This is a genomic window from Enterobacter cloacae complex sp. ECC445 (assembly GCF_021892025.1).
Lineage (GTDB): Bacteria > Pseudomonadota > Gammaproteobacteria > Enterobacterales > Enterobacteriaceae > Enterobacter > Enterobacter chengduensis.
The window spans coordinates 1-19,057 of the sequence record NZ_JAKLRZ010000044.1; the positions used below are offsets into that span (position 1 = coordinate 1).

Below are 19,057 nucleotides of genomic sequence, written 5' to 3' on the forward strand. Positions count from 1 at the left end.
CCATTACATTAGTTAAAAAACTATTTAATACCTGAGATAACAGAAATAACACAATGGTGTTAGCGATAATAATTTACTTATTCACAATAATTTAAAATAGGTTAAATTTATATTGGTAAGACCAATTACACAAACAAGAATAAATCAATTATTATTCAATGATTTATTAATTTACCAGCATTGTGCATGTTACAAGAATGATAACGAAAACCGCAAAAAAGAGATAATAACCCCATACGCCTGAGTGGTTATTAGTAAAAGCATAAAAATAATCCTGCAATTCTGTTTTTTTGATCCGGATCAATAGTTCTGGCATCCAAAAGCGCAATATAAAAATATCATCAATTTTTAATTTAGCGCACATAAAAAAGCGTTAAATCGCTATTAACGAAAAAACCAAACCACACCTTTTATAACTAAAGAAAGCAAAGAAACTTAAAAAACGCGTTTGGCTTTTTCTGCACCACCGAATTTTTGACAACTTAAGACGTGAAACTATGAATACAAAAACTGCTGTAACGCCCCCCGTGGCGAACCAGGCATCAAACGGAAACGCAAAACGTCTGCTGATGATGGCGTTGCCCGTCATCGTCGCCGTGCTGCTGCTGTTTGTTCCGGTACCGGAAGGACTGCCTCCTTACGCGTGGCACTACTTCGCCATCTTTGTCGGCGTGATCGTCGGTCTAATCTTCGAGCCGCTGCCGGGTGCGGTGATCGGCCTGACCGGCGTGGTCGCCATTGCCTTGTGCAGCCAGTGGGTGCTGTTCAGCCCGGAACAGCTGGCGGATCCGAAATTCAAGCTGGCGGGCGCCTCCTTTAAATGGGCGGTGAGCGGGTTTGGTAACTCGACCGTCTGGCTGATTTTCGGTGCCTTTATGTTCGCCGCAGGCTACGACAAAACCCGCTTCGGCCGCCGTCTGGCGCTGATTCTGGTGAAGTACCTCGGTCGTCGCAGCCTGACGCTCGGGTACGCCATTACCTTTGCTGACCTGCTTCTGGCACCGTTCACGCCGTCCAACACCGCGCGCAGCGGCGGGACCATCTACCCGATTATCGCTAACCTGCCGCCGCTGTACGGTTCAAAACCGAATGACCCAAGCGCGCGCAAAATTGGTTCGTACCTGATGTGGGTGGCGATCACCGCGGCCTGTATCACCAGCTCCATGTTCCTCTCCGCCCTCGCGCCGAACCTGCTGGCGCTGGCGCTGGTGAAAAGCACGGTTGGGATCGATATCTCCTGGGGCACCTGGTTCCTCGCGTTCCTGCCGCTGGGCATCCTGCTGATTCTGACCATGCCGCTGCTGGCCTACTGGTTCTACCCGCCAGAAGTGAAAGTGAATAACGAAGTGCCGCTGTGGGCGACCCGTGAGCTGGAAAAACTGGGCAAACTGTCCCGCAATGAGATCCTGCTGCTGGTGTTCGTCTGCTGTGCGCTGCTGATGTGGATCTTCGCCGCCGCGTGGATTGAGCCCGCCATGGCTGCCCTGCTCATCGTCGGCCTGATGCTGTGGACCGGCGTGCTGGAGTGGAACGATATCACCGGCAACAAGGCCGCATGGAATACCTTCGTCTGGTTCGCCACCCTGGTGGCGCTGGCGGATGGCCTCTCCTCTACCGGCTTTATCAGCTGGCTGGGTAAAGAAGGCGGTCTGCTGATGAGCGGTATCTCTCCGGGCGTGGCGACCATCGTCCTGCTGCTGGCGTTCTACCTGCTGCACTACCTGTTTGCCAGCACCACCGCGCACACCACGGCGCTGCTGCCCGCGATGCTGACCATCGCCTCCACCATTCCGGGCATGAATATGGAAGTGTTCGTCCTGCTGATGGTGACCTCGCTGGGCGTGATGGGGATCATCACCCCGTACGGTACCGGCCCGAGCCCGATTTACTACGGTAGCGGCTACCTGCCAACCAAAGACTACTGGCGCCTGGGCACCATCTTCGGCGCCATCTTCCTGGCGGCCCTGCTGCTGATTGGCTATCCGTGGATGTCTATGATGTTCTGATTTCTGACCGCCGGGGTCTTACTCCGGCGGTTTTATTTTTGTGGAGCAAGCTATGTCAAACAAACCGTTTATCTACCAAAACCCCTTCCCTCTTTCCCATGACGACACCGAATACTATCTGCTGACCAAAGAGCACGTCTCCGTTGCCGAGTTTGACGGTCAGGAAGTGCTGAAAGTAGAACCCGAAGCCCTGACCCTGCTGGCGCAGCAGGCCTTCCACGATGCGGCGTTTATGCTGCGTCCTTCGCATCAGAAGCAGGTTGCCGCCATTCTTAACGACCCGGAAGCCAGCCAGAACGACAAGTACGTTGCCCTGCAGTTCCTGCGCAACTCTGAAATTGCCGCAAAGGGCGTGCTGCCAACCTGCCAGGACACCGGCACCGCAATCATCATGGGTAAAAAAGGCCAGCGCGTCTGGACCGGCGGCGGCGACGAAGCCGCCCTGAGCCAGGGCGTGTATAACACCTACATTGAAGATAACCTGCGCTACTCTCAGAACGCGGCGCTGGACATGTATAAAGAGGTGAATACCGGCACCAACCTGCCGGCGCAGATTGACCTCTACAGCGTGGACAGTGACGAGTACAAATTCCTGTGCATGGCAAAAGGCGGCGGTTCCGCCAACAAAACCTATCTGTATCAGGAAACCAAGGCGCTGATCGCCCCGGCGAAGCTGAAAAACTATCTGGTTGAGAAGATGCGCACGCTCGGCACCGCCGCGTGTCCGCCGTACCATATTGCCTTCGTCATCGGCGGGACCTCTGCAGAAGCCACGCTGAAAACCGTGAAGCTGGCCTCTACCCGCTACTACGACGCGCTGCCAACAGAAGGCAATGAACACGGCCAGGCGTTCCGCGACGTTCAGCTCGAACAGGAGCTGCTTCAGGAAGCGCAGAACCTCGGCCTGGGCGCACAGTTCGGCGGTAAATACTTCGCTCACGATATCCGCGTGATCCGCCTGCCGCGCCACGGCGCGTCCTGCCCGATCGGCATGGGGGTTTCCTGCTCCGCAGACCGCAACATCAAGGCGAAAATCAACCGCGACGGGATCTGGATTGAGAAGCTGGAGCACAACCCGGGCCAGTATATTCCTGAATCACTGCGCCAGCAGGGTGAAGGCGACGTGGTGAGCATCAATCTCGACAAGCCGATGAACGAGATCCTGGCGCAGCTTTCAGCGCACCCGGTCTCTACCCGCCTGTCCCTGAGCGGGACCATCATCGTGGCGCGCGACATCGCCCACGCGAAGCTGAAAGAGCTGCTCGACAACGGTGAGGAACTGCCGCAGTACGTTAAAGATCATCCGATTTACTACGCAGGCCCGGCCAAAACGCCGGAAGGTTACGCCTCTGGCTCACTCGGCCCGACCACCGCAGGGCGCATGGACTCGTATGTAGACTTGCTGCAATCCCACGGCGCGAGCATGATCATGCTGGCGAAAGGCAACCGCAGCCAGCAGGTGACCGACGCCTGCCATAAGCACGGCGGTTTCTACCTCGGCAGCATTGGCGGCCCGGCGGCGGTGCTGGCGCAAAACAGCATTAAGAGCCTGGAGTGCGTGGCGTATCCTGAACTGGGTATGGAAGCCATCTGGAAGATCGAAGTGGAGAACTTCCCGGCGTTTATCCTGGTGGACGACAAGGGCAACGATTTCTTCCAGCAGATCCTGAACCAGCAGTGTAAAGGCTGCTCACAGCGCTGAGGCCTTCCACAACGCCGGTAACAGCGACAGCGTTTCGTTGATGAGCCCGCGCCTGTCGCTACCCGGCTTCCAGATGGTGACCATCGTCTGAGCTATACCCTGGCTGCCCACCTCGGTGTGCAGCCTTTCTACATCCTTCCACCGCGCCGCATGAAGATGCGTCGGCAAAAATCCCCAGCCGCATCCCTTTTCCAGCAGGCCGCGCAGCATCTCGAGCTCGTTGGTGTACAGGGTATGCCCGGAGATTTGCAGACGACGCGCGACCGGCTCGTCAGACGCCGCGTGCATAATGACCTGCGGCACCAGAGAGAGATCGAGAAGCGAAACCGGTGCCGCGACATCCCTGAACAGCGCCTTCGAGGCGTAAAAATCCATATCAATGGCGCCCAGCGCCCGCCATTCCATCTCGTTGCCGACGCTGCGATTGCGCGCCTGGCAGATCCCCACGTCGGCCTCACCGCTGGCGAGCATGGCTTCCGCTTCATCGCGCGAGGTGCTGGTCAGGCTCAGCCGAATATTCTGGCTCGCCATCTTTGCTATCAGCGCCTGCAAAAAAGCGCGCGGGGTGAACGGATCGTAGACGAGCGCAAGATCCTGCGTCGCGCTTTCCGGAACGGCGCTGGCAAACGCCTCAAAGGCTTTTACCTGACGCATCAGCAGATGCGCCTGCCGCTGGAGCTGCTCCCCTTCCAGCGTTAACCGCAGGGTGCGCCCCTCGCGAATAAACAACGCGTAACCCAGGCCATCTTCGAGAAAATCAATCAGATCGCGCAGGGTCGTGCGGTCTTTACCAAGTTTAGCGGCCGCCTTTACCAGGCTGCCGTGCTCAGCCACGGCGGTGAACGCCTCAAGCTGGGCAAACGAATAAATCAATGACGCCACAGCATCCTCCACAGCGACTTTTCGGGGGATTTTCCCCCATAACGCGTTTTTTATTATAGGCCGCGGGTTCGTAAACTGAAGTCCTTCCTGAGCCATACGAGAAAAACATGAAAAACAAAACAAACCGCACTCTGCTCGCGGCGCTGGTTGTCGGCGGCCTGATCTCCCCTGCCGCCATGGCCGCCTGTAACGGTACCGGTCTCGACGCCTGCCCTGCCCCTTTTGATGCAAAACTGCCGGACGCGCATACGATGCTCACCTGGAGCCAGGCCGACCGCGTCGTGGGATTCCGCAATGACTACCGCAACTACGCGGGCGACGTGTTCCGCCACGGCAACGCCTCGCCGCTGCTGGCCGCGGAGAAACCGCTGACCGATGCCCGTTACCAGATCAATGGCAAAACCTACGATCTTGATGATTACCTGAAGCGCCAGAACGTCAGCGGCATGCTGGTATTAAAAGACGGTAAGGTTGCCTATAAGTATCTGGGCGAAGGCAATACCGACAGCACGCTCTGGACCTCACGCTCCGTCGGTAAATCGGTGGTCTCTGCGCTGGTAGGGGTGGCGATCAAAGAGGGAAAAATCCACTCTCTCGACGATCTCGTCACCCAATATGAACCTGATTTAAAAGGCACGGCCTGGGACGGCGTGACGCTGAAACAGCTTATTACCCATACCTCCGGCGTGGCGTGGAATGAGGACTACACGAATCCGACATCCGATTTCGCAAAGCTGACGGAATGCGAGGCCAGACCGGGCACCTACGACTGCGTGCGGACGTTAGTTAAAGGGTTACACCGCGCGCATCCTGCGGGCGAAAGCTGGTCCTATTCCTCGGGCGGCGCGTGGCTGCTGGGTGACGTGCTTGAACGCGCAACCGGCATGACGCTCGCGGCGTATCTGGAAAAGAGCATCTGGCAGCCGTACGGTATGGCGAGCGACGGCGTCTGGCACGCCTACAGCAAAGGCGAGCATGATGTCGGCGCCCACGGCTTTAACGCCACGCTGGAAGACTGGGGCCGCTTCGGTCAGTTCATCCTCCATAACGGCACGTTGCCCGGCGGGAAGCCGATCCTGCCCGAAGGCTGGGTAAAACAGTCCTCAGACTGGACGCAGGCAAAAGGTTCGGTGTCCGCTGCCCATCCGAACGGGCTGTATGGCTATCAGTGGTGGAACAACGAAGTGCCGGTTAATGCCGCCAGCGTCGAGCCGAAGGTCGAACATTCCCTTAAGGGGTCGCTCTGGGCGCTGGGGATCTTTGGACAGATGATTATGGTGAATCAGAAAGAGAACCTGGTTATCGTCCAGTGGTCCACCTGGCCGCAGGCGGAACCGTCCTTCAGCGCCCAGCCGCTGGAGGCCTCGTTAATGTTTAGCGCAATCGCCAACGCGCTGCGCTAATGCTCATAGCCAGGCGCTGCCTGGCTTCTCCTCTGCGCGATGTCACAAAACAGCAATATCAGCCACTTAGCGAATTACCGTGAATGAAAAATTACGCAATTGTTAAGTTGTTGTTAGCCATGTAAATCCTGGTCAACGCCGCGTCATTGATGCGCAGCACGCATCGATTCATTCGCAATTTGCGCTTATTAATTTCGGTTTCCTGATCCAGTTTTCAGAAACAGACGAGCATAACGTCACGCTAAAAACTGGAGATAATCATGGTTTCCTCAACCTCACCTGCAACAACCTCACCTGCAACGGTCCGTGCGAAAGCGGGCGCGATTTTTCGCGTCACCTCGGGCAACTTTCTTGAGCAATTCGACTTCTTCCTGTTCGGCTTCTATGCCACCTACATCGCGCACACCTTCTTCCCGGCGAGCAGTGAATTTGCCTCGCTGATGATGACCTTCGCCGTTTTCGGCGCGGGCTTTTTGATGCGCCCGATCGGAGCCATCGTGCTCGGCGCTTACATTGATAAAGTGGGCCGCCGTAAAGGGCTGATTGTCACCCTGTCGATCATGGCCGCCGGGACGTTTCTGATCGTGCTTATCCCGTCGTATGAGAGCATCGGACTCTGGGCGCCGCTGCTGGTCCTGACGGGCCGCCTGCTGCAGGGCTTTTCCGCCGGGGCGGAGCTTGGCGGCGTGTCGGTCTATCTGGCTGAAATCGCCACGCCGGGCCGCAAGGGCTTTTACACCAGCTGGCAGTCCGGCAGCCAGCAGGTTGCCATCATGGTCGCCGCGGCGATGGGCTTTGCCCTGAATGCCCTGATGGCCGACAGCGCCATACGCGAATGGGGCTGGCGCATCCCGTTCCTGCTCGGCTGTTTAATCGTGCCGTTTATCTTTTTCCTGCGCCGCAGGCTGGAAGAGACGGAAGCGTTCAGCGCGCGCCGCCAGCATCTGGACATGCGTCAGGTCTTTAAAACCCTGCTGGGCAACTGGCAGGTGGTGGTCGCGGGCATGCTGATGGTGGCAATGACCACCACGGCGTTCTACCTGATCACCGTTTACGCGCCCACCTTTGGCAAAAAGGTGCTGATGCTGAGCGCCTCGGACAGCCTGCTGGTGACGCTGCTGGTGGCTATCTCTAACTTTATCTGGCTGCCGGTGGGCGGCGCGCTGTCGGACCGCTTCGGGCGCAAGCCGGTGCTGATTGCCATGGCCCTGCTGGCGCTGGTCACCAGCTACCCAGCCCTGACGCTGCTGGCGAACGCCCCCAGCTTCTCGATGATGCTGGGCGTCCTGCTGTGGCTCTCCTTCCTCTATGGCCTCTATAACGGCGCGATGATCCCGGCCCTGACGGAGATTATGCCTGCTGAAGTGCGGGTGGCGGGATTCTCTCTGGCTTACAGCCTGGCAACGGCGGTCTTCGGCGGCTTCACTCCGGTCATGTCCACCGCGCTGATCGAATACACCGGCGACAAAGCCTCGCCCGGCTACTGGATGAGCTTCGCTGCCGTGTGCGCCCTGCTTGCCACGCTCTACCTCTATCGCCGCCGCGCGGTATCGCTGCAAAACACCGTCAAGTCACAGGAGGCCGTATGAAACGCACTGCTTATCCCGCCATCGCGCTGATGCTGGCCTTCCTGAGCGCCAATGCCGATGCTAAAGACGTAAAGGTCATGATTTCGGGCGGCTTCAAAGCGGCCCTGGAAAAGCTGGCCCCGGAGTATGAACGCCGGACCGGGGATACCATTGTGATTATTCCCGGCCCCTCGATGGGCACGACGCCGCAGGCGATCCCAAACCGACTGGCGCGCGGCGAGAAGGCCGACGTGGTGATTATGGTGGGCGATGCGCTGGCGAAGCTCGAAAAAGCCAGCCTGACCCGCCCCGGCTCGCGAACGGAGCTCGCGGACTCTCCCGTGGGCATGGTGGTAAAAAAAGGGGCGGATGTCCCGGATATCAGCAGCGAGACGACGCTTCGCAACACGCTGCGGCAGGCCAGCTCCATTGCCTACTCCGACAGCGCCAGCGGCAGGTACGTCAGCCAGACGCTGTTCAAAAAGCTGGGGATTGAAAAAGAGGTGGCGGGCAAAGCGACCATGGTCGAGCGCATTCCGGTCGCCTCGGAAGTGGCGAAAGGAAAATACGCGGTGGGCTTCCAGCAGGTCAGCGAGCTGCTGCCGGTTCAGGGCGTCACCTTTATCGGGAAAATCCCGGATACGCTGCAATACATCACGCGATTCGCGGGTGCGGTTACCCGTGACGCGGAAAATCCTACAGACGGGAAAGCGCTGCTGAGCTATCTCGCCTCGCCGCCCTCAAGGGAAGTCATCCGCGAGACGGGGATGATCCCCGTTACGTCCGGCGATACTGCTCGGTGATCTGTTTTTCAAGCTCAGCCGCAATATAGGACTGGATGCGCCCCCGGCGTCGGATAAGCCCCACGGCGCGCTTCACCTCCGGCGCCACCAGCGGCAGATGCGTCAGCGGCGTGTGCGCTGACGTCGGCATCGACATGGCGGGAACGGCAGCAATGCCGATCCCCGCCTCGACCATGCCGAGCATCGTGGTGACGTGGCGCGTTTCGCAGACGCTCGGGCGTTCCGGAACGATATCCCCCAGCATCCGATCGAGCAGGTTACGGTTGCCTGACGTTTTATCGAGGGAGATATAATCCTGCTGGTAAAAAGCCTGCCACGTCAGGTGGCTCTTCTGCGCCAGCGGGTGATCCTTTCGGCACGCGGCGACATAGACATCCTCCACCAGCGGGAAAAATTCGATCTCAGACGGCAGGTTTCCGGCGAAGCAGATGCCAAAATCCGCCTGGCTGCGGGCCACGGCGTCAATCACATTCCCCGCGCTGCTGTCGATGAGCTTGATGCGCACGCGCGGATAGCGAGACTGAAAGCGACGGATCACATCAGGCATAAAATAGCAGGCCGCAGAGGGGACCGCGGCAACCGCAATCAGCCCCGTCCGCTCTTCGCTGGCTTTATCGACATCCGCCAGCATGGACTCCACGTTGTCAAGCAGCTGCGCGGAGCGTTCAGCAAAGTTTTGACCGTATAACGTTAAGGCCACGCGGCGGGTGGTGCGATCGAACAGCCGGTTTCCCAGCGCGGCTTCCAGCTTTTCAATCCTGCGGCTCAGCGCCGACTGGGACAGGCAGATAGATTCAGCGGCGACACGGAAGTTACCGTATTCCACTAACGCTCTGAAAGCATAAAGATCGTTAAGGTCAAAATTCACGGGCATAGCGTCTGGATGTCCTGTCGGGGGTCAGAGATCGTTGAGATTAAGGCGGATGTACCGGGCGCGATCGGCAATAGCCTGCCGCTCCTCGTCCTGCATGTCCGCAAGCTGTTTAAAGACAATGCCCAGCCGGGGATTGTGGCCGAGACGCCCCTGGTTGCGCGCAAAGAAATCCCAGTAAAGGGCATTGAAGGGGCACGCCAGCTCGCCGGTGCGCTGGTTGTGCTGATACCGACACCCCTGGCAGTAGTTACTCATCTTATGAATATACGACGCGCTCGAGACGTAGGGTTTACTGGCCAGTAGCCCGCCATCGCCAAACTGGCTCATGCCGAGGGTATTGGGCAACTCCACCCACTCAAAGGCATCAATATAGACGCCCAGATACCATTCGTGAACCGCCTGCGGGGAGAGGCCGCCGAGCAGGCTGAAGTTTCCGATGACCATCAGGCGCTGGATATGGTGGGCGTAAGCCTCGGTGAGCGACTGCCCGACGGCATGCGCCAGGCAGCGCATCTGCGTCCTGCCGGTCCAGAACCAGTCCGGCAGCGGGGCGTGCTGGTCTAAGGCATTCAGCTCCCGATAGTCCGGCATCTGCGACCAGTAGATCCCGCGCACGTACTCCCGCCAGCCGAGAATTTGTCGGATAAAGCCCTCAACGGCAGGCAGCGGCGCATGGCCCGAACGCCACGCCTGCTGGGCGGCCGCGACCACTTCTCGCGGATTAAGCATTTTGGTGTTTAGCGCGAAAGAGAGCAGCGAGTGGAAAAGAAAGGGCTCTTCCGCGTGCATCGCATCCTGCCAGGCACCGAACTGCGGCAGCACGTGCGTGATAAAGTCATCCAGCCGGGCTTTGGCTTCCGCACGATTGAGCGGCCAGCGAAAATTGTCGGCCTGAGGTTCGCCGAAGGTCTTTACGCCACAGCGCTGGATCTCTTCCCATAGCGCCGTGCGATCGTGGCGGAGGCGAACGTCGTCCGGTGCGGGCGGCTCGCCGGACCAGCGCCTGCGGTTTTCAGCATCGAAATTCCATTTCCCCCCTTCGGGCTCGCCTTCCGCAGTCAACAGTATGCCGTGCTGACGGCGCATTTCCCGGTAAAAGTACTCCATGCGCCAGCTTTTGCGCGACGCAAAGAACGCCCCCACCTGTTCACGGGTGGTGAAGAAATGCTCGCTGCTGACGCAGGCGGTTTCGACGGACGCCGTTTTCGCCCACGCCCGCAGCTGCGCATCAAGACGCCATTCGTCGGGCGCCTGCCACGCTACCCTTTCGGCGCCGTAATGCGCGACGAGCGCGTTGAGATTGTCTTCCAGCGCGCCGCGGTTTGAGCCGTCAGAGAGCCGGACATACCTCACCCGATGCCCCTTCTCCTTTAACCCAGCGGCAAACGCGCGCATGGCCGCGAAGATGGCAATCACTTTCTGAGCGTGATGAAGCACGTAGGCGGTTTCCGCCCGAAGTTCGAGCATCACGTAAATGACGTTCGAATGACAGGCATCAAACCAGCTGTGGTGCGGATTAAGCTGATCGCCCAGGATCAGGCGCAGCTCGGTCAACGGTGGCTCCTGCGGCAGCGCTCGGAACAGTATTTGACCTCATCCCAGCATTTCGCCCACTTCTTGCGCCACGTCATGGGCCGCAGGCAGTGCACACATAGTCGACTGGGCAGGTCCTGCTTGTTACCTTTGAAATCGCTCATCTTTTCAATACCGTACTGATTCCTTCACTGAACCTGTGGGTTAAGGCTACGACAGACTTCACAAAATGAAGGTGATGCCCGCAAACCGCTACCCACCGCTACGTACGAATGATAGTTTATTCAGGCTGGAATTGTCGCCGCGAGCAATTTTCTGGCATCTTAACCTAATCTGACTTTCCCATTTTTGTTCAAGTGACGAGTTTGCGAGCAAAGCGATGATAAAGTGGCCCTGGAAAACGAATGAGGCTGGCCGGGATATGGCGCTGCCGTGGGATGAGGCGCTGACGATCCCGGTTCTGGCGAATCTCAACCCGGATGAACACGCGAAGCTGGTTCAGCTGGCGGATCGTTTTTTGCAGCAAAAACGCCTGGTGCCGCTGCAGGGCTTCGAACTCGATCCTCTGAAAAACGCGCGTATCGCCCTGCTTTTCTGCCTGCCGGTGCTCGAACTCGGTATTGAGTGGCTGGACGGTTTCCACGAGGTGCTGATCTACCCGGCGCCGTTCATCGTCGACGACGAGTGGCAGGACGATATCGGGCTGGTGCACAACCAGCGCGTGGTGCAGTCCGGACAAAGCTGGCAGCAGGGGCCGATTATCCTCAACTGGCTCGACATTCAGGACTCGTTCGACGCCTCCGGTTTTAATCTGGTTATCCATGAGGTGGCGCACAAGCTGGATACCCGCAACGGCGATCGCGCCAGCGGCGTCCCGCTGATCCCGCTTCGCGAGGTGGCTGGCTGGGAGCACGACCTGCATGCGGCGATGGATAATATTCAGGATGAAATAGACCTGGTGGGCGAAAGCGCGGCCAGCATTGACGCCTATGCGGCAACCGACCCGGCCGAGTGCTTTGCGGTGCTTTCGGAGTATTTCTTCAGCGCGCCCGAGCTTTTCGCGCCCCGTTTCCCGGCGCTGTGGCAGCGTTTCTGCCAGTTCTATCAGCAGGATCCCCTGCAGCGTCTCCGGCAAAATGAAGCGTCTGACGGGCAGGCCTCCCGCCAGATCCATTAAGGTTTTTCAGGACGGGTACGCGCGGTTGACCGTACCCCGATGCTCACCGCTAAAAACAGCAACGCCATTCCCCATGCGGCCACCGTCAAAGATTGCTCTGAGAAATAGCGCGTCACTACGGGCACCAGCAGCGCGCTGACGCCGTAGCCTAACGTGTGGCTGGTGGCGATGACGCCCGCACCCTTCCCGGTGGTGAGCCGGTCGTTCAGCAGCAGCTGGTAGCCCGGCGTGGCCATCGCCGCCCCGAGTGACGTAATAACGATCCCCACGTAGAACAGCGTTAAACCCGCGACGGACATCAGCCCAAGCCCTGCCACCATCAGCACCGCCGCGATGCAGAGCAGCGTCATCGGGGTGAAATGCTGCGGGCGAACCACCAGAAACTGCGCCGCGAGCGTCGCCAGCGCGGCCAGGCTCAGCAGAAGCGCAACATGATGGCTGATCTCGCGGGCGTTGCCGTCCAGCAGCGGGCTAAGATGCGGTGACAGGCCAAGCTGCATCAGGCTCACCAGCGCCGCCAGCAGCAGCGCCAGCAGCAGGAACGGCAGCATGGAGGCCTGCAGGCGGGTCGCCTGGTGCGCCACCGGCGGCAGCGGCGGATCTGCTGCTTCGCGAAGCACCAGCAGCAGGGCAACCAACGGCGCGACCGCCATCAGCCAGAGCGGCGCCACCGGGCTGACGCTGAGCATCAGCGCCGCCAGCGGCGGGCCGAGCAAGCGTCCGCAGCTGAGGCCGGAGCTTATCGTCGCCAGCGCCGCCATTCTTTTATCCAGCCCCGCACGCTGAATCGCCCAGGTCTGGGCCGCAGGCACCAGCCCTGAAACCGTCAGCCCGTAGAGCAGGCGCGAGAAGATCAGCCCCGCCATTCCCCAGACCGCATCCAGCCGTCCGGCCGCCATCGCCCAGACCACCAGCGCCATGACGACGAAGCTGGCCAGGTAGCCGCTCAGCGAGGCCAGCATCACCGCCTTGCACCCTCTCCGCTCGCTCTGGCGTCCCCACCAGGGCGATGCCGGTAAAAAGAGCATGGAGCCAAACATCAGCAGCCCGGCCCAGACCGAGAGCGACAGCCCGGTCAGGGTCACCAGCTGCGGGAGCATCACCAGCAGGCCGTTTTGCCCGATACCCAGTAAGCCCGCAGATAGCGCCAGGGTCCAGTTAGCTTTTGAGGTGACGTTTTCCGTCAAGGTTTCAGAGTCAGCGCGCATAAGAATGTGAACATAGTGTCAATAAATGTGTGGAAATTATGAAGTTTATGAAAACAAATATTGCAAAAATGGTTGCGACTGTAAACAGAATGAATATCATAACGAGAATTATTATCAATCATGGAATGAGGTACACCTATGCGTGCTCTGCCCCGCTCTGCCGGTACAGACGTTGCGGCCCAGTGTTTTTTAAACGCCCTGTTGCGCGAAACGAAGGACTGGCGCTATCTCCCCGCTACCGCCGCGGATGCGCTATCCGAGATCCATATCCCGCTTTCCCAAACCCAGGCGCTTCGGGTGCCGGTACGCTATTTCTCTCCCACTCAGCATCATCAGTACCGTTTCCCGGCAACGCTTATTCAAAGCAACAGCGACAATGGTGACGCCGTCACATTTACCCAACTGGTTGATTTAATTCTTGAAAAACCGTCCGTAAAGGCCTCTCTGGATGCCGATACGCTGGCGCGCTTTAAGCAGCGCGTCTTTGAGAGCCATGCGCACACCTGGCAGGCGATCGATCTGCGCCACGGCTGGCCAACCCTGCGCGATAGGCCGCTGACGTTTGCCGAAGCCGAACAGGCCCTGCTGGTCGGCCACGCGTTTCACCCCGCGCCAAAATCCCACGAGCCGTTCAGCGAAACCGAGGCGCGTCGCTATCTGCCCGACTTCGCCTCCCGCTTCCCGCTGCGCTGGTTTGCCGTTGAGAGCACACTCGTGGCCGGCGACAGCCTGAACGTCACCCTGCGTGAGCGCCTGCTGCGCTTCGCGGCCCAGAGCGCGCCCGAGCTGCTCGGCCACTTCACCGACACCCGCTGGCTGCTGCCGATGCATCCGTGGCAGGCCGACTATCTGCTGGAGCAGGCCTGGTGCCAGCGTCTGGTGGAAAACGGTTCACTGCAGGACCTGGGCGAGGCGGGCGCGCAGTGGCTGCCCACCAGCTCCTCCCGCTCGCTGTACAGCGAGACCAACAGCGACATGATTAAGTTCTCCCTCAGCGTGCGTCTGACCAACTCCGTGCGCACGCTGTCGGTCAAAGAGGTTAAGCGCGGCATGCGCCTGGCGCGCCTGGCGAAAACGGAACGCTGGCAGGATTTACAGGCGCGCTACCCGACCATGCGCGTGATGCAGGAAGACGGCTGGGCGGGGCTGCGTGACGAAAGCGGCGCAATTCAGGAAGAGAGCCTGATGGCCCTGCGCGTCAACCTGTTGTTCGACACGCCTGACACCCAGACCAACGTGCTGGTGAGCCTGACCCAGGCCGCGCCGGACGGCGGCGACAGCCTGCTGGCCTCCGCGGTGCGCCGTCTGAGCCAGCGTCTGGACTTACCGCTCGCCCAGGCCGCCCGCTGCTGGCTGGACGCCTACTGCGACCGCGTGCTGCTGCCGCTGTTCAGCGCCGAGGCGGACTACGGTCTGGTCCTGCTGGCGCACCAGCAGAATATCCTCGTCGAGATGCAGCAGGATTTCCCGGTCGGGCTTATCTACCGCGACTGCCAGGGCAGCGCGTGGACCGAAGGGGCCGACGCGTGGCTCAAAGAGGCGGGCGAAACGGAGGTGGAAAACCGCTTCGGTGAGAGCCAGCTGCTGCGCTACTTCCCTTACTACCTCCTGCTGAACTCTACCCTTGCCGTCACCGCCGCCCTCGCCGCCGCCGGTTTCGACAGCGAGGAGAGCCTGATGTCCCGCGTGCGCGACGCGCTGGCCGAACTGCGCAAGACGGCGAAGCAGACCCGCTGCCTCGACTACGTGCTCGACAGCCCGACATGGAACTGCAAAGGCAACTTCTTCTGCTACCTGCACGATCGCAATGAAAACACCATCGCCGATCCGGCGGTGATCTATTTCGACTTTAGCAACCCGTTTTACAAGGAGAAGGCGTAATGGCCATCGCGAATATCGTCCATTCCGGCTACGGCTTTCGCTGCACCGCAACGGATCGCGCCCTGCCGCTGACGTTGGGTCTCGACGGCAGCGCGGTGCTGGAGCATCTGAATGCGATCCCGGACGGCTGGCTGGTGGAAGCCCTGGACCAGCTGTTTGTGGCCGCCCCCGCGCTCACCGGCATTACCCTGCCGTGGGCAGCCTGGCAGGATGAACCGCAGGCAAAGGCGCTGTTTAGCCTCGTCCACGGGGACTATCTGGCGCGTGAAACCTTCTGGCAGCTGCCGCTGTGGCTGAAAGGCGAACGGCCACAGGCCAGCGGCGGTATGCAGTTTGACGAGAGCCGCCAGCTGTTCTTCCCGCTGCGTCCTCACCGCCCAGAGGGCGAAGTGTATCGTCGTTACGATCCGCAAATTAAGCGCACGCTGAGCTTCCGCGTGGCCGACGTGGCGCTGGACGGCGAGCGCTTTACTCAATGGATGAATAACCCGCGCGTGAACGCCTTCTGGGAGATGGCGGGCCCGCAGGCCGAGCAGGAGAACTACCTGCGCCGTCAGCTCGACTCGACGTACTGCTACCCGGTCATCGGCTGCTTCGACGACCAGCCGTTCGGCTATTTTGAACTCTACTGGGCGCCGGAAGATCGCATCGGCCGCCACTACCGCTGGCAGTCGTTTGACCGCGGGCTGCACATGCTGGTGGGCGAAGAGAACTGGCGCGGGGCGCAGTACATCCGCAGCTGGCTGCGCGGCCTGAGCCACTATCTGTATCTCGACGAGCCGCGCACCACCCGGATCGTCGCCGAACCGCGTTTTGATAACCAGCGCCTGTTCCGCCATCTGGACTCCGCCGGTTTTGACACGGTGAAAGAGTTCGACTTCCCGCACAAGCGCTCGCGCCTCATCATGAGCCAGCGTCACCGCTTCTTCAGCGAGGTGGGCCTGTGAACGCGCTCTGGGAAAAAGTGAACCGCGAGATGGTGGCGAAGATCCTCGCCGAGCTGGAATACGAACGCACCCTGCGCGCCGAATCCCTGGACGTGGACCGCTGGCAAATCAGAATGGGCAGCGAAACATGGCAGTTTCGCGCCGCGCGCGGGATCTGGGGCTGGCTGCATATCGACCCGGACAGCCTGACCACCGCCAGCGGCGATGCCGTCGAAGCGGAAAGCGCGCTGCTGCAGCTGGCGACCGTGCTGGAGATGAGCGACGCGCAAACGGCGGAGCACATGGAAGATCTCTACGCCACGCTGCGCGGCGACATGCAGCTGCTGCAGGCGCGTGAAGGACTGGACGCGGACGCGCTGATCCACCTCGACCCGGACGAATTACAGTGTCTGATGAGCGGGCACCCGAAGTTTATTTTCAACAAGGGCCGCCGCGGCTGGGGGCTGGACGCCCTGCGCCAGTACGCGCCGGAGTACCGCGGGCGTTTTCGCCTGCACTGGATTGCCGTTCAACGGGAGCATCTGGTCTGGAGCAGCGACGCCGATTGCGACATTCACAGCCTGCTGTCGAGCGCCATGGACAACGCCGAGCGCGCCCGGTTCGACGCCCGCTGGCAGGCGCTGGGTCTCGACGACGGCTGGCTGCCGGTGCCGCTGCACCCGTGGCAGTGGCAGCAGAAAATTGCCGTCCATTTCGTGGCGCAGCTGGCGCGGGGAGAGATGGTTGCGCTGGGCGAATTTGGCGATGAGTACCTGGCGCAGCAGTCTCTGCGCACGCTCACCAACGCCAGCCGTCGCGCGCCGTATGACATCAAGCTCCCGCTGACCGTCTACAACACCTCCTGCTATCGCGGGATCCCGGGCAAATACATTGCCGCCGGGCCGCTGGCCTCGCGCTGGCTGCAGCAGCAGTTCACCGCCGACGCTACGCTTGCCCGCTCCGGTGCGCAGGTGCTTGGCGAACCCGCCGCCGGCTATTTGTCGCATCCTGGCTATGCCGCATTGCCGAAAGCGCCCTACCGCTACCAGGAGATGCTGGGGGTGATCTGGCGCGAGAACCCGTCCTGCTATCTGCAGGACGGCGAACAGGCGGTGCTCCTGGCGGCGCTAATGGAAACCGACAGCGCCGGGCGCCCGCTAATCGACGCGTGGATCGCGCGCTCCGGGTTAAGCGCCGACGCGTGGCTGGAAAAGCTGTTTGAGGCATCGGTGATCCCGTTCTATCACCTGCTCTGCCGCTACGGCGTGGCGCTGATCGCCCACGGGCAGAACGTGACGCTGGTGATGAAGGACTACGTGCCGCAGCGCATCCTGCTGAAGGATTTCCAGGGCGATATGCGCCTGGTGGATGAAGATTTCCCGCAGGCGCAGAGCCTGCCGGAGCAGGTGAAGGCCGTCACGGCGCGCCTGAGCGCGGATTACATCATTCACGACCTGCAAACCGGCAACTTTGTGACGGTGCTGCGCTTTATCTCGCGCCTCACCCAGCAAAGCGGCGTCAGCGAAGCGCGCTTCTACCAGATTCTGGCCGGCATTCTGCACCGCTATATGGCCGCGCACCCCGAGCTTGCCGAGCGATTCGCGAAGTTCGACCTGTTTAAGCCGCAGATTATTCGCGTGATCCTCAACCCGGTCAAACTGACCTTCTCCGAACACGACGGCGGCAGCCGCATGCTGCCGAACTACGTCACCGACCTTGATAACCCTCTGTTTCTCGCCTCCCGGGAGTCCGCGCAATGAAAACCTATGATTTCATCGGCATTGGTATTGGCCCGTTTAACCTCAGCATCGCCGCGCTGGCCGAAGGGCTGAACGGCTTTAGCTCGCTGTTTCTTGAGCGTAAACCGCACTTCTCCTGGCACCCGGGGATGATGGTGCCGGACTGCCACATGCAGACCAGCTTCCTGAAGGATCTGGTCAGCGCCGTGGAGCCCACCAACCGCCACAGCTTCCTGAACTACCTGGTGCAGCGTAAAAAGTTTTACCGCTTCCTGACCACCGAGCAGCGCACCGTTTCCCGCGAAGAGTTTGCCGATTACCTGTGCTGGGCGGCGGACAACCTCACCAACCTCGCCTTCAGCCAGCAGGTGCAGCAGGTGAGCTTTGACGAGAAAAGCGGCCTGTTTGAGGTGGTAACCCAGCGCGATCGCTTCCTGGCACGCCACGTCTGCGTGGGGATTGGCAAACAGATCAACCTCCCGGACTGCGTTACGACGCAGGACGATACCTGCTTCCACGCCAGCGAGATGATGCTGCGCACGCCGGATCTCGCGGGCAAGCGCGTCACCGTCGTCGGCGGCGGCCAGAGCGGCGCCGATCTGTTCCTGAATATCTTCCGCGGCGAGTGGGGCCAGCCGCTGAGCCTGAACTGGGTGTCGCGCCGCAACAACTACAACGCGCTGGATGAGGCCGCCTTTGCCAACGAGTATTTCACGCCGGAGTACGTGGACAGCTTCTCCACGCTGGGTGAAGAGGCGCGTCGTCAGATGCTGCACGAGCAGAAGATGACCTCCGACGGCATCACCACCGAGTCCCTGCTGGCGATTTACCGCGCCATGTACCACCGCTTTGAAGTGCTGCGTGAAAAACCCTGGGCGCACCTTCTGCCGTCCCGCTCGGTGACGTCACTGGCGCGTCAGGAAAACGGTCAGCGCCTGAGCATTCAGCATCATCTCGACGGCGGACGCGAGCAGCTGGATACCGACGTGGTGATTTTCGCCACCGGCTACCGCGCCGTGCAGCCTGCGTTCCTCGCACCGCTGTCGCACCGCCTGCAGCTGGATACGAACGAAGCCTTCTGCATCAACAACGATTTCACCCTCGAATGGGACGGCCCGCAGAGCAACCGCCTGTTCGCCGTGAATGCCGGGATGCACCGTCTCGGCATTGCCGAACCCCAGCTCAGCCTGATGGCCTGGCGCGCGGCGCGCATTCTGAATCGCGCGCACCCCGACGAGCCGTTTGAGCTGGCTACCACACCCGGCGTTATCCACTGGCGCACCACCGCCAGCCAGGACAGCAGCCCGGTTTTTAACGCGTTAGAGAAAACGACCGAGTACTGACACACACAATCA

Annotated in this window: 15 protein-coding genes; 10 read left to right on the forward strand and 5 right to left on the reverse strand. The window is 60.2% G+C overall.

Going from position 1 to position 19,057, the window contains the following annotated elements; genetic code table 11:
- The first annotated feature begins 497 nt into the window (after nucleotides 1–497).
- Together L6R44_RS23475 and fumA are read left to right on the forward strand one after the other, a co-directional pair.
- Nucleotides 498–2,006: an anion permease gene (locus L6R44_RS23475; RefSeq protein ID WP_023325580.1), complete on the forward strand. Its 1,509-nt coding sequence runs from the start codon at nucleotides 498–500 to the stop codon at nucleotides 2,004–2,006.
- Between the two features lie 52 nt (nucleotides 2,007–2,058).
- The gene (gene fumA, locus L6R44_RS23480) at nucleotides 2,059–3,708 is read left to right on the forward strand and encodes a class I fumarate hydratase FumA (protein ID WP_237425559.1); all 1,650 of its coding nucleotides are present in this window, start codon (nucleotides 2,059–2,061) and stop codon (nucleotides 3,706–3,708) included.
- Here the strand turns inward: fumA and L6R44_RS23485 are convergent.
- Nucleotides 3,697–4,602 carry a LysR family transcriptional regulator gene (locus L6R44_RS23485; RefSeq protein ID WP_237425560.1) on the reverse strand — a complete coding sequence of 302 codons (906 nt, stop codon included), beginning with the start codon at nucleotides 4,600–4,602 and terminating at the stop codon, nucleotides 3,697–3,699. The genes fumA and L6R44_RS23485 overlap by 12 nt on opposite strands.
- Nucleotides 4,603–4,697: 95 nt before the next feature.
- On the opposite strand from L6R44_RS23485, the gene L6R44_RS23490 reads away from it, so the two are divergent.
- The 3 genes from L6R44_RS23490 to L6R44_RS23500 all read left to right on the forward strand — a co-directional run bounded on the left by L6R44_RS23490 (nucleotide 4,698) and on the right by L6R44_RS23500 (nucleotide 8,364).
- Nucleotides 4,698–5,993 carry a serine hydrolase domain-containing protein gene (locus L6R44_RS23490; RefSeq protein ID WP_237425561.1) on the forward strand — a complete coding sequence of 432 codons (1,296 nt, stop codon included), beginning with the start codon at nucleotides 4,698–4,700 and terminating at the stop codon, nucleotides 5,991–5,993.
- Between the two features lie 260 nt (nucleotides 5,994–6,253).
- Entirely contained in the window at nucleotides 6,254–7,582 is a 1,329-nt protein-coding gene (locus L6R44_RS23495) for an MFS transporter (RefSeq protein ID WP_237425562.1), read from the forward strand.
- Nucleotides 7,579–8,364, forward strand: a complete 786-nt coding sequence (locus L6R44_RS23500) for a substrate-binding domain-containing protein (RefSeq protein WP_237425563.1) — start codon at nucleotides 7,579–7,581, stop codon at nucleotides 8,362–8,364. The genes L6R44_RS23495 and L6R44_RS23500 overlap by 4 nt, the downstream gene beginning before the upstream one ends.
- Here L6R44_RS23500 and L6R44_RS23505 read toward each other — a convergent pair.
- From L6R44_RS23505 to L6R44_RS23515, 3 genes are read right to left on the reverse strand one after another with little or no spacing between them, the layout of a single operon-like run.
- Nucleotides 8,339–9,238 carry a LysR family transcriptional regulator gene (locus L6R44_RS23505; protein WP_032641474.1) on the reverse strand — a complete coding sequence of 300 codons (900 nt, stop codon included), beginning with the start codon at nucleotides 9,236–9,238 and terminating at the stop codon, nucleotides 8,339–8,341. The genes L6R44_RS23500 and L6R44_RS23505 overlap by 26 nt on opposite strands.
- A 24-nt stretch (nucleotides 9,239–9,262) precedes the next feature.
- A complete protein-coding gene (locus L6R44_RS23510; protein WP_237425564.1) occupies nucleotides 9,263–10,792 on the reverse strand; it encodes a cryptochrome/photolyase family protein in 1,530 nt (509 codons plus the stop codon).
- Entirely contained in the window at nucleotides 10,789–10,935 is a 147-nt protein-coding gene (locus L6R44_RS23515; protein WP_237425565.1) for a DUF2256 domain-containing protein, read from the reverse strand. Before L6R44_RS23515 ends, L6R44_RS23510 begins: the two co-directional genes overlap by 4 nt.
- Before the next feature lie 215 nt (nucleotides 10,936–11,150).
- On the opposite strand from L6R44_RS23515, the gene mtfA reads away from it, so the two are divergent.
- Nucleotides 11,151–11,948: a DgsA anti-repressor MtfA gene (mtfA, locus tag L6R44_RS23520; RefSeq protein ID WP_032641477.1), complete on the forward strand. Its 798-nt coding sequence runs from the start codon at nucleotides 11,151–11,153 to the stop codon at nucleotides 11,946–11,948.
- Here mtfA and L6R44_RS23525 read toward each other — a convergent pair.
- On the reverse strand, nucleotides 11,945–13,156 hold the full coding sequence (locus tag L6R44_RS23525) for an MFS transporter (protein WP_237425566.1): 1,212 nt from the start codon (nucleotides 13,154–13,156) through the stop codon (nucleotides 11,945–11,947). The genes mtfA and L6R44_RS23525 overlap by 4 nt on opposite strands.
- A 138-nt stretch (nucleotides 13,157–13,294) precedes the next feature.
- Between L6R44_RS23525 and L6R44_RS23530 the strand changes: the two genes are divergently transcribed.
- The 4 genes from L6R44_RS23530 to L6R44_RS23545 are packed head-to-tail and all read left to right on the forward strand — an operon-like array spanning nucleotide 13,295 to nucleotide 19,045.
- Nucleotides 13,295–15,037, forward strand: a complete 1,743-nt coding sequence (locus L6R44_RS23530) for an IucA/IucC family protein (RefSeq protein ID WP_237425567.1) — start codon at nucleotides 13,295–13,297, stop codon at nucleotides 15,035–15,037.
- Entirely contained in the window at nucleotides 15,037–15,984 is a 948-nt protein-coding gene (locus L6R44_RS23535; RefSeq protein WP_237425568.1) for a GNAT family N-acetyltransferase, read from the forward strand. The genes L6R44_RS23530 and L6R44_RS23535 overlap by 1 nt, the downstream gene beginning before the upstream one ends.
- Nucleotides 15,981–17,723 (forward strand): aerobactin synthase IucC, encoded by a 1,743-nt coding sequence (gene iucC, locus L6R44_RS23540; protein ID WP_337249856.1) that lies wholly within the window; start codon nucleotides 15,981–15,983, stop codon nucleotides 17,721–17,723. The genes L6R44_RS23535 and iucC overlap by 4 nt, the downstream gene beginning before the upstream one ends.
- Nucleotides 17,720–19,045: a lysine N(6)-hydroxylase/L-ornithine N(5)-oxygenase family protein gene (locus L6R44_RS23545; RefSeq protein WP_237425569.1), complete on the forward strand. Its 1,326-nt coding sequence runs from the start codon at nucleotides 17,720–17,722 to the stop codon at nucleotides 19,043–19,045. Before iucC ends, L6R44_RS23545 begins: the two co-directional genes overlap by 4 nt.
- Nucleotides 19,046–19,057: the final 12 nt, after the last annotated feature.

Coding starts and splice junctions, on each gene's coding strand:
- L6R44_RS23490 (WP_237425561.1), top strand. CDS start 4,698: ATGAAAAACAAAACAAACCGCACTCTGCTCGCGGCGCTGGTTGTCGGC.
- L6R44_RS23525 (WP_237425566.1), bottom strand. CDS start 13,156: ATGCGCGCTGACTCTGAAACCTTGACGGAAAACGTCACCTCAAAAGCT.
- L6R44_RS23545 (WP_237425569.1), top strand. CDS start 17,720: ATGAAAACCTATGATTTCATCGGCATTGGTATTGGCCCGTTTAACCTC.
- fumA (WP_237425559.1), top strand. CDS start 2,059: ATGTCAAACAAACCGTTTATCTACCAAAACCCCTTCCCTCTTTCCCAT.
- L6R44_RS23500 (WP_237425563.1), top strand. CDS start 7,579: ATGAAACGCACTGCTTATCCCGCCATCGCGCTGATGCTGGCCTTCCTG.
- L6R44_RS23515 (WP_237425565.1), bottom strand. CDS start 10,935: ATGAGCGATTTCAAAGGTAACAAGCAGGACCTGCCCAGTCGACTATGT.
- L6R44_RS23530 (WP_237425567.1), top strand. CDS start 13,295: ATGCGTGCTCTGCCCCGCTCTGCCGGTACAGACGTTGCGGCCCAGTGT.
- L6R44_RS23495 (WP_237425562.1), top strand. CDS start 6,254: ATGGTTTCCTCAACCTCACCTGCAACAACCTCACCTGCAACGGTCCGT.
- L6R44_RS23505 (WP_032641474.1), bottom strand. CDS start 9,238: ATGCCCGTGAATTTTGACCTTAACGATCTTTATGCTTTCAGAGCGTTA.
- mtfA (WP_032641477.1), top strand. CDS start 11,151: ATGATAAAGTGGCCCTGGAAAACGAATGAGGCTGGCCGGGATATGGCG.
- L6R44_RS23535 (WP_237425568.1), top strand. CDS start 15,037: ATGGCCATCGCGAATATCGTCCATTCCGGCTACGGCTTTCGCTGCACC.
- L6R44_RS23475 (WP_023325580.1), top strand. CDS start 498: ATGAATACAAAAACTGCTGTAACGCCCCCCGTGGCGAACCAGGCATCA.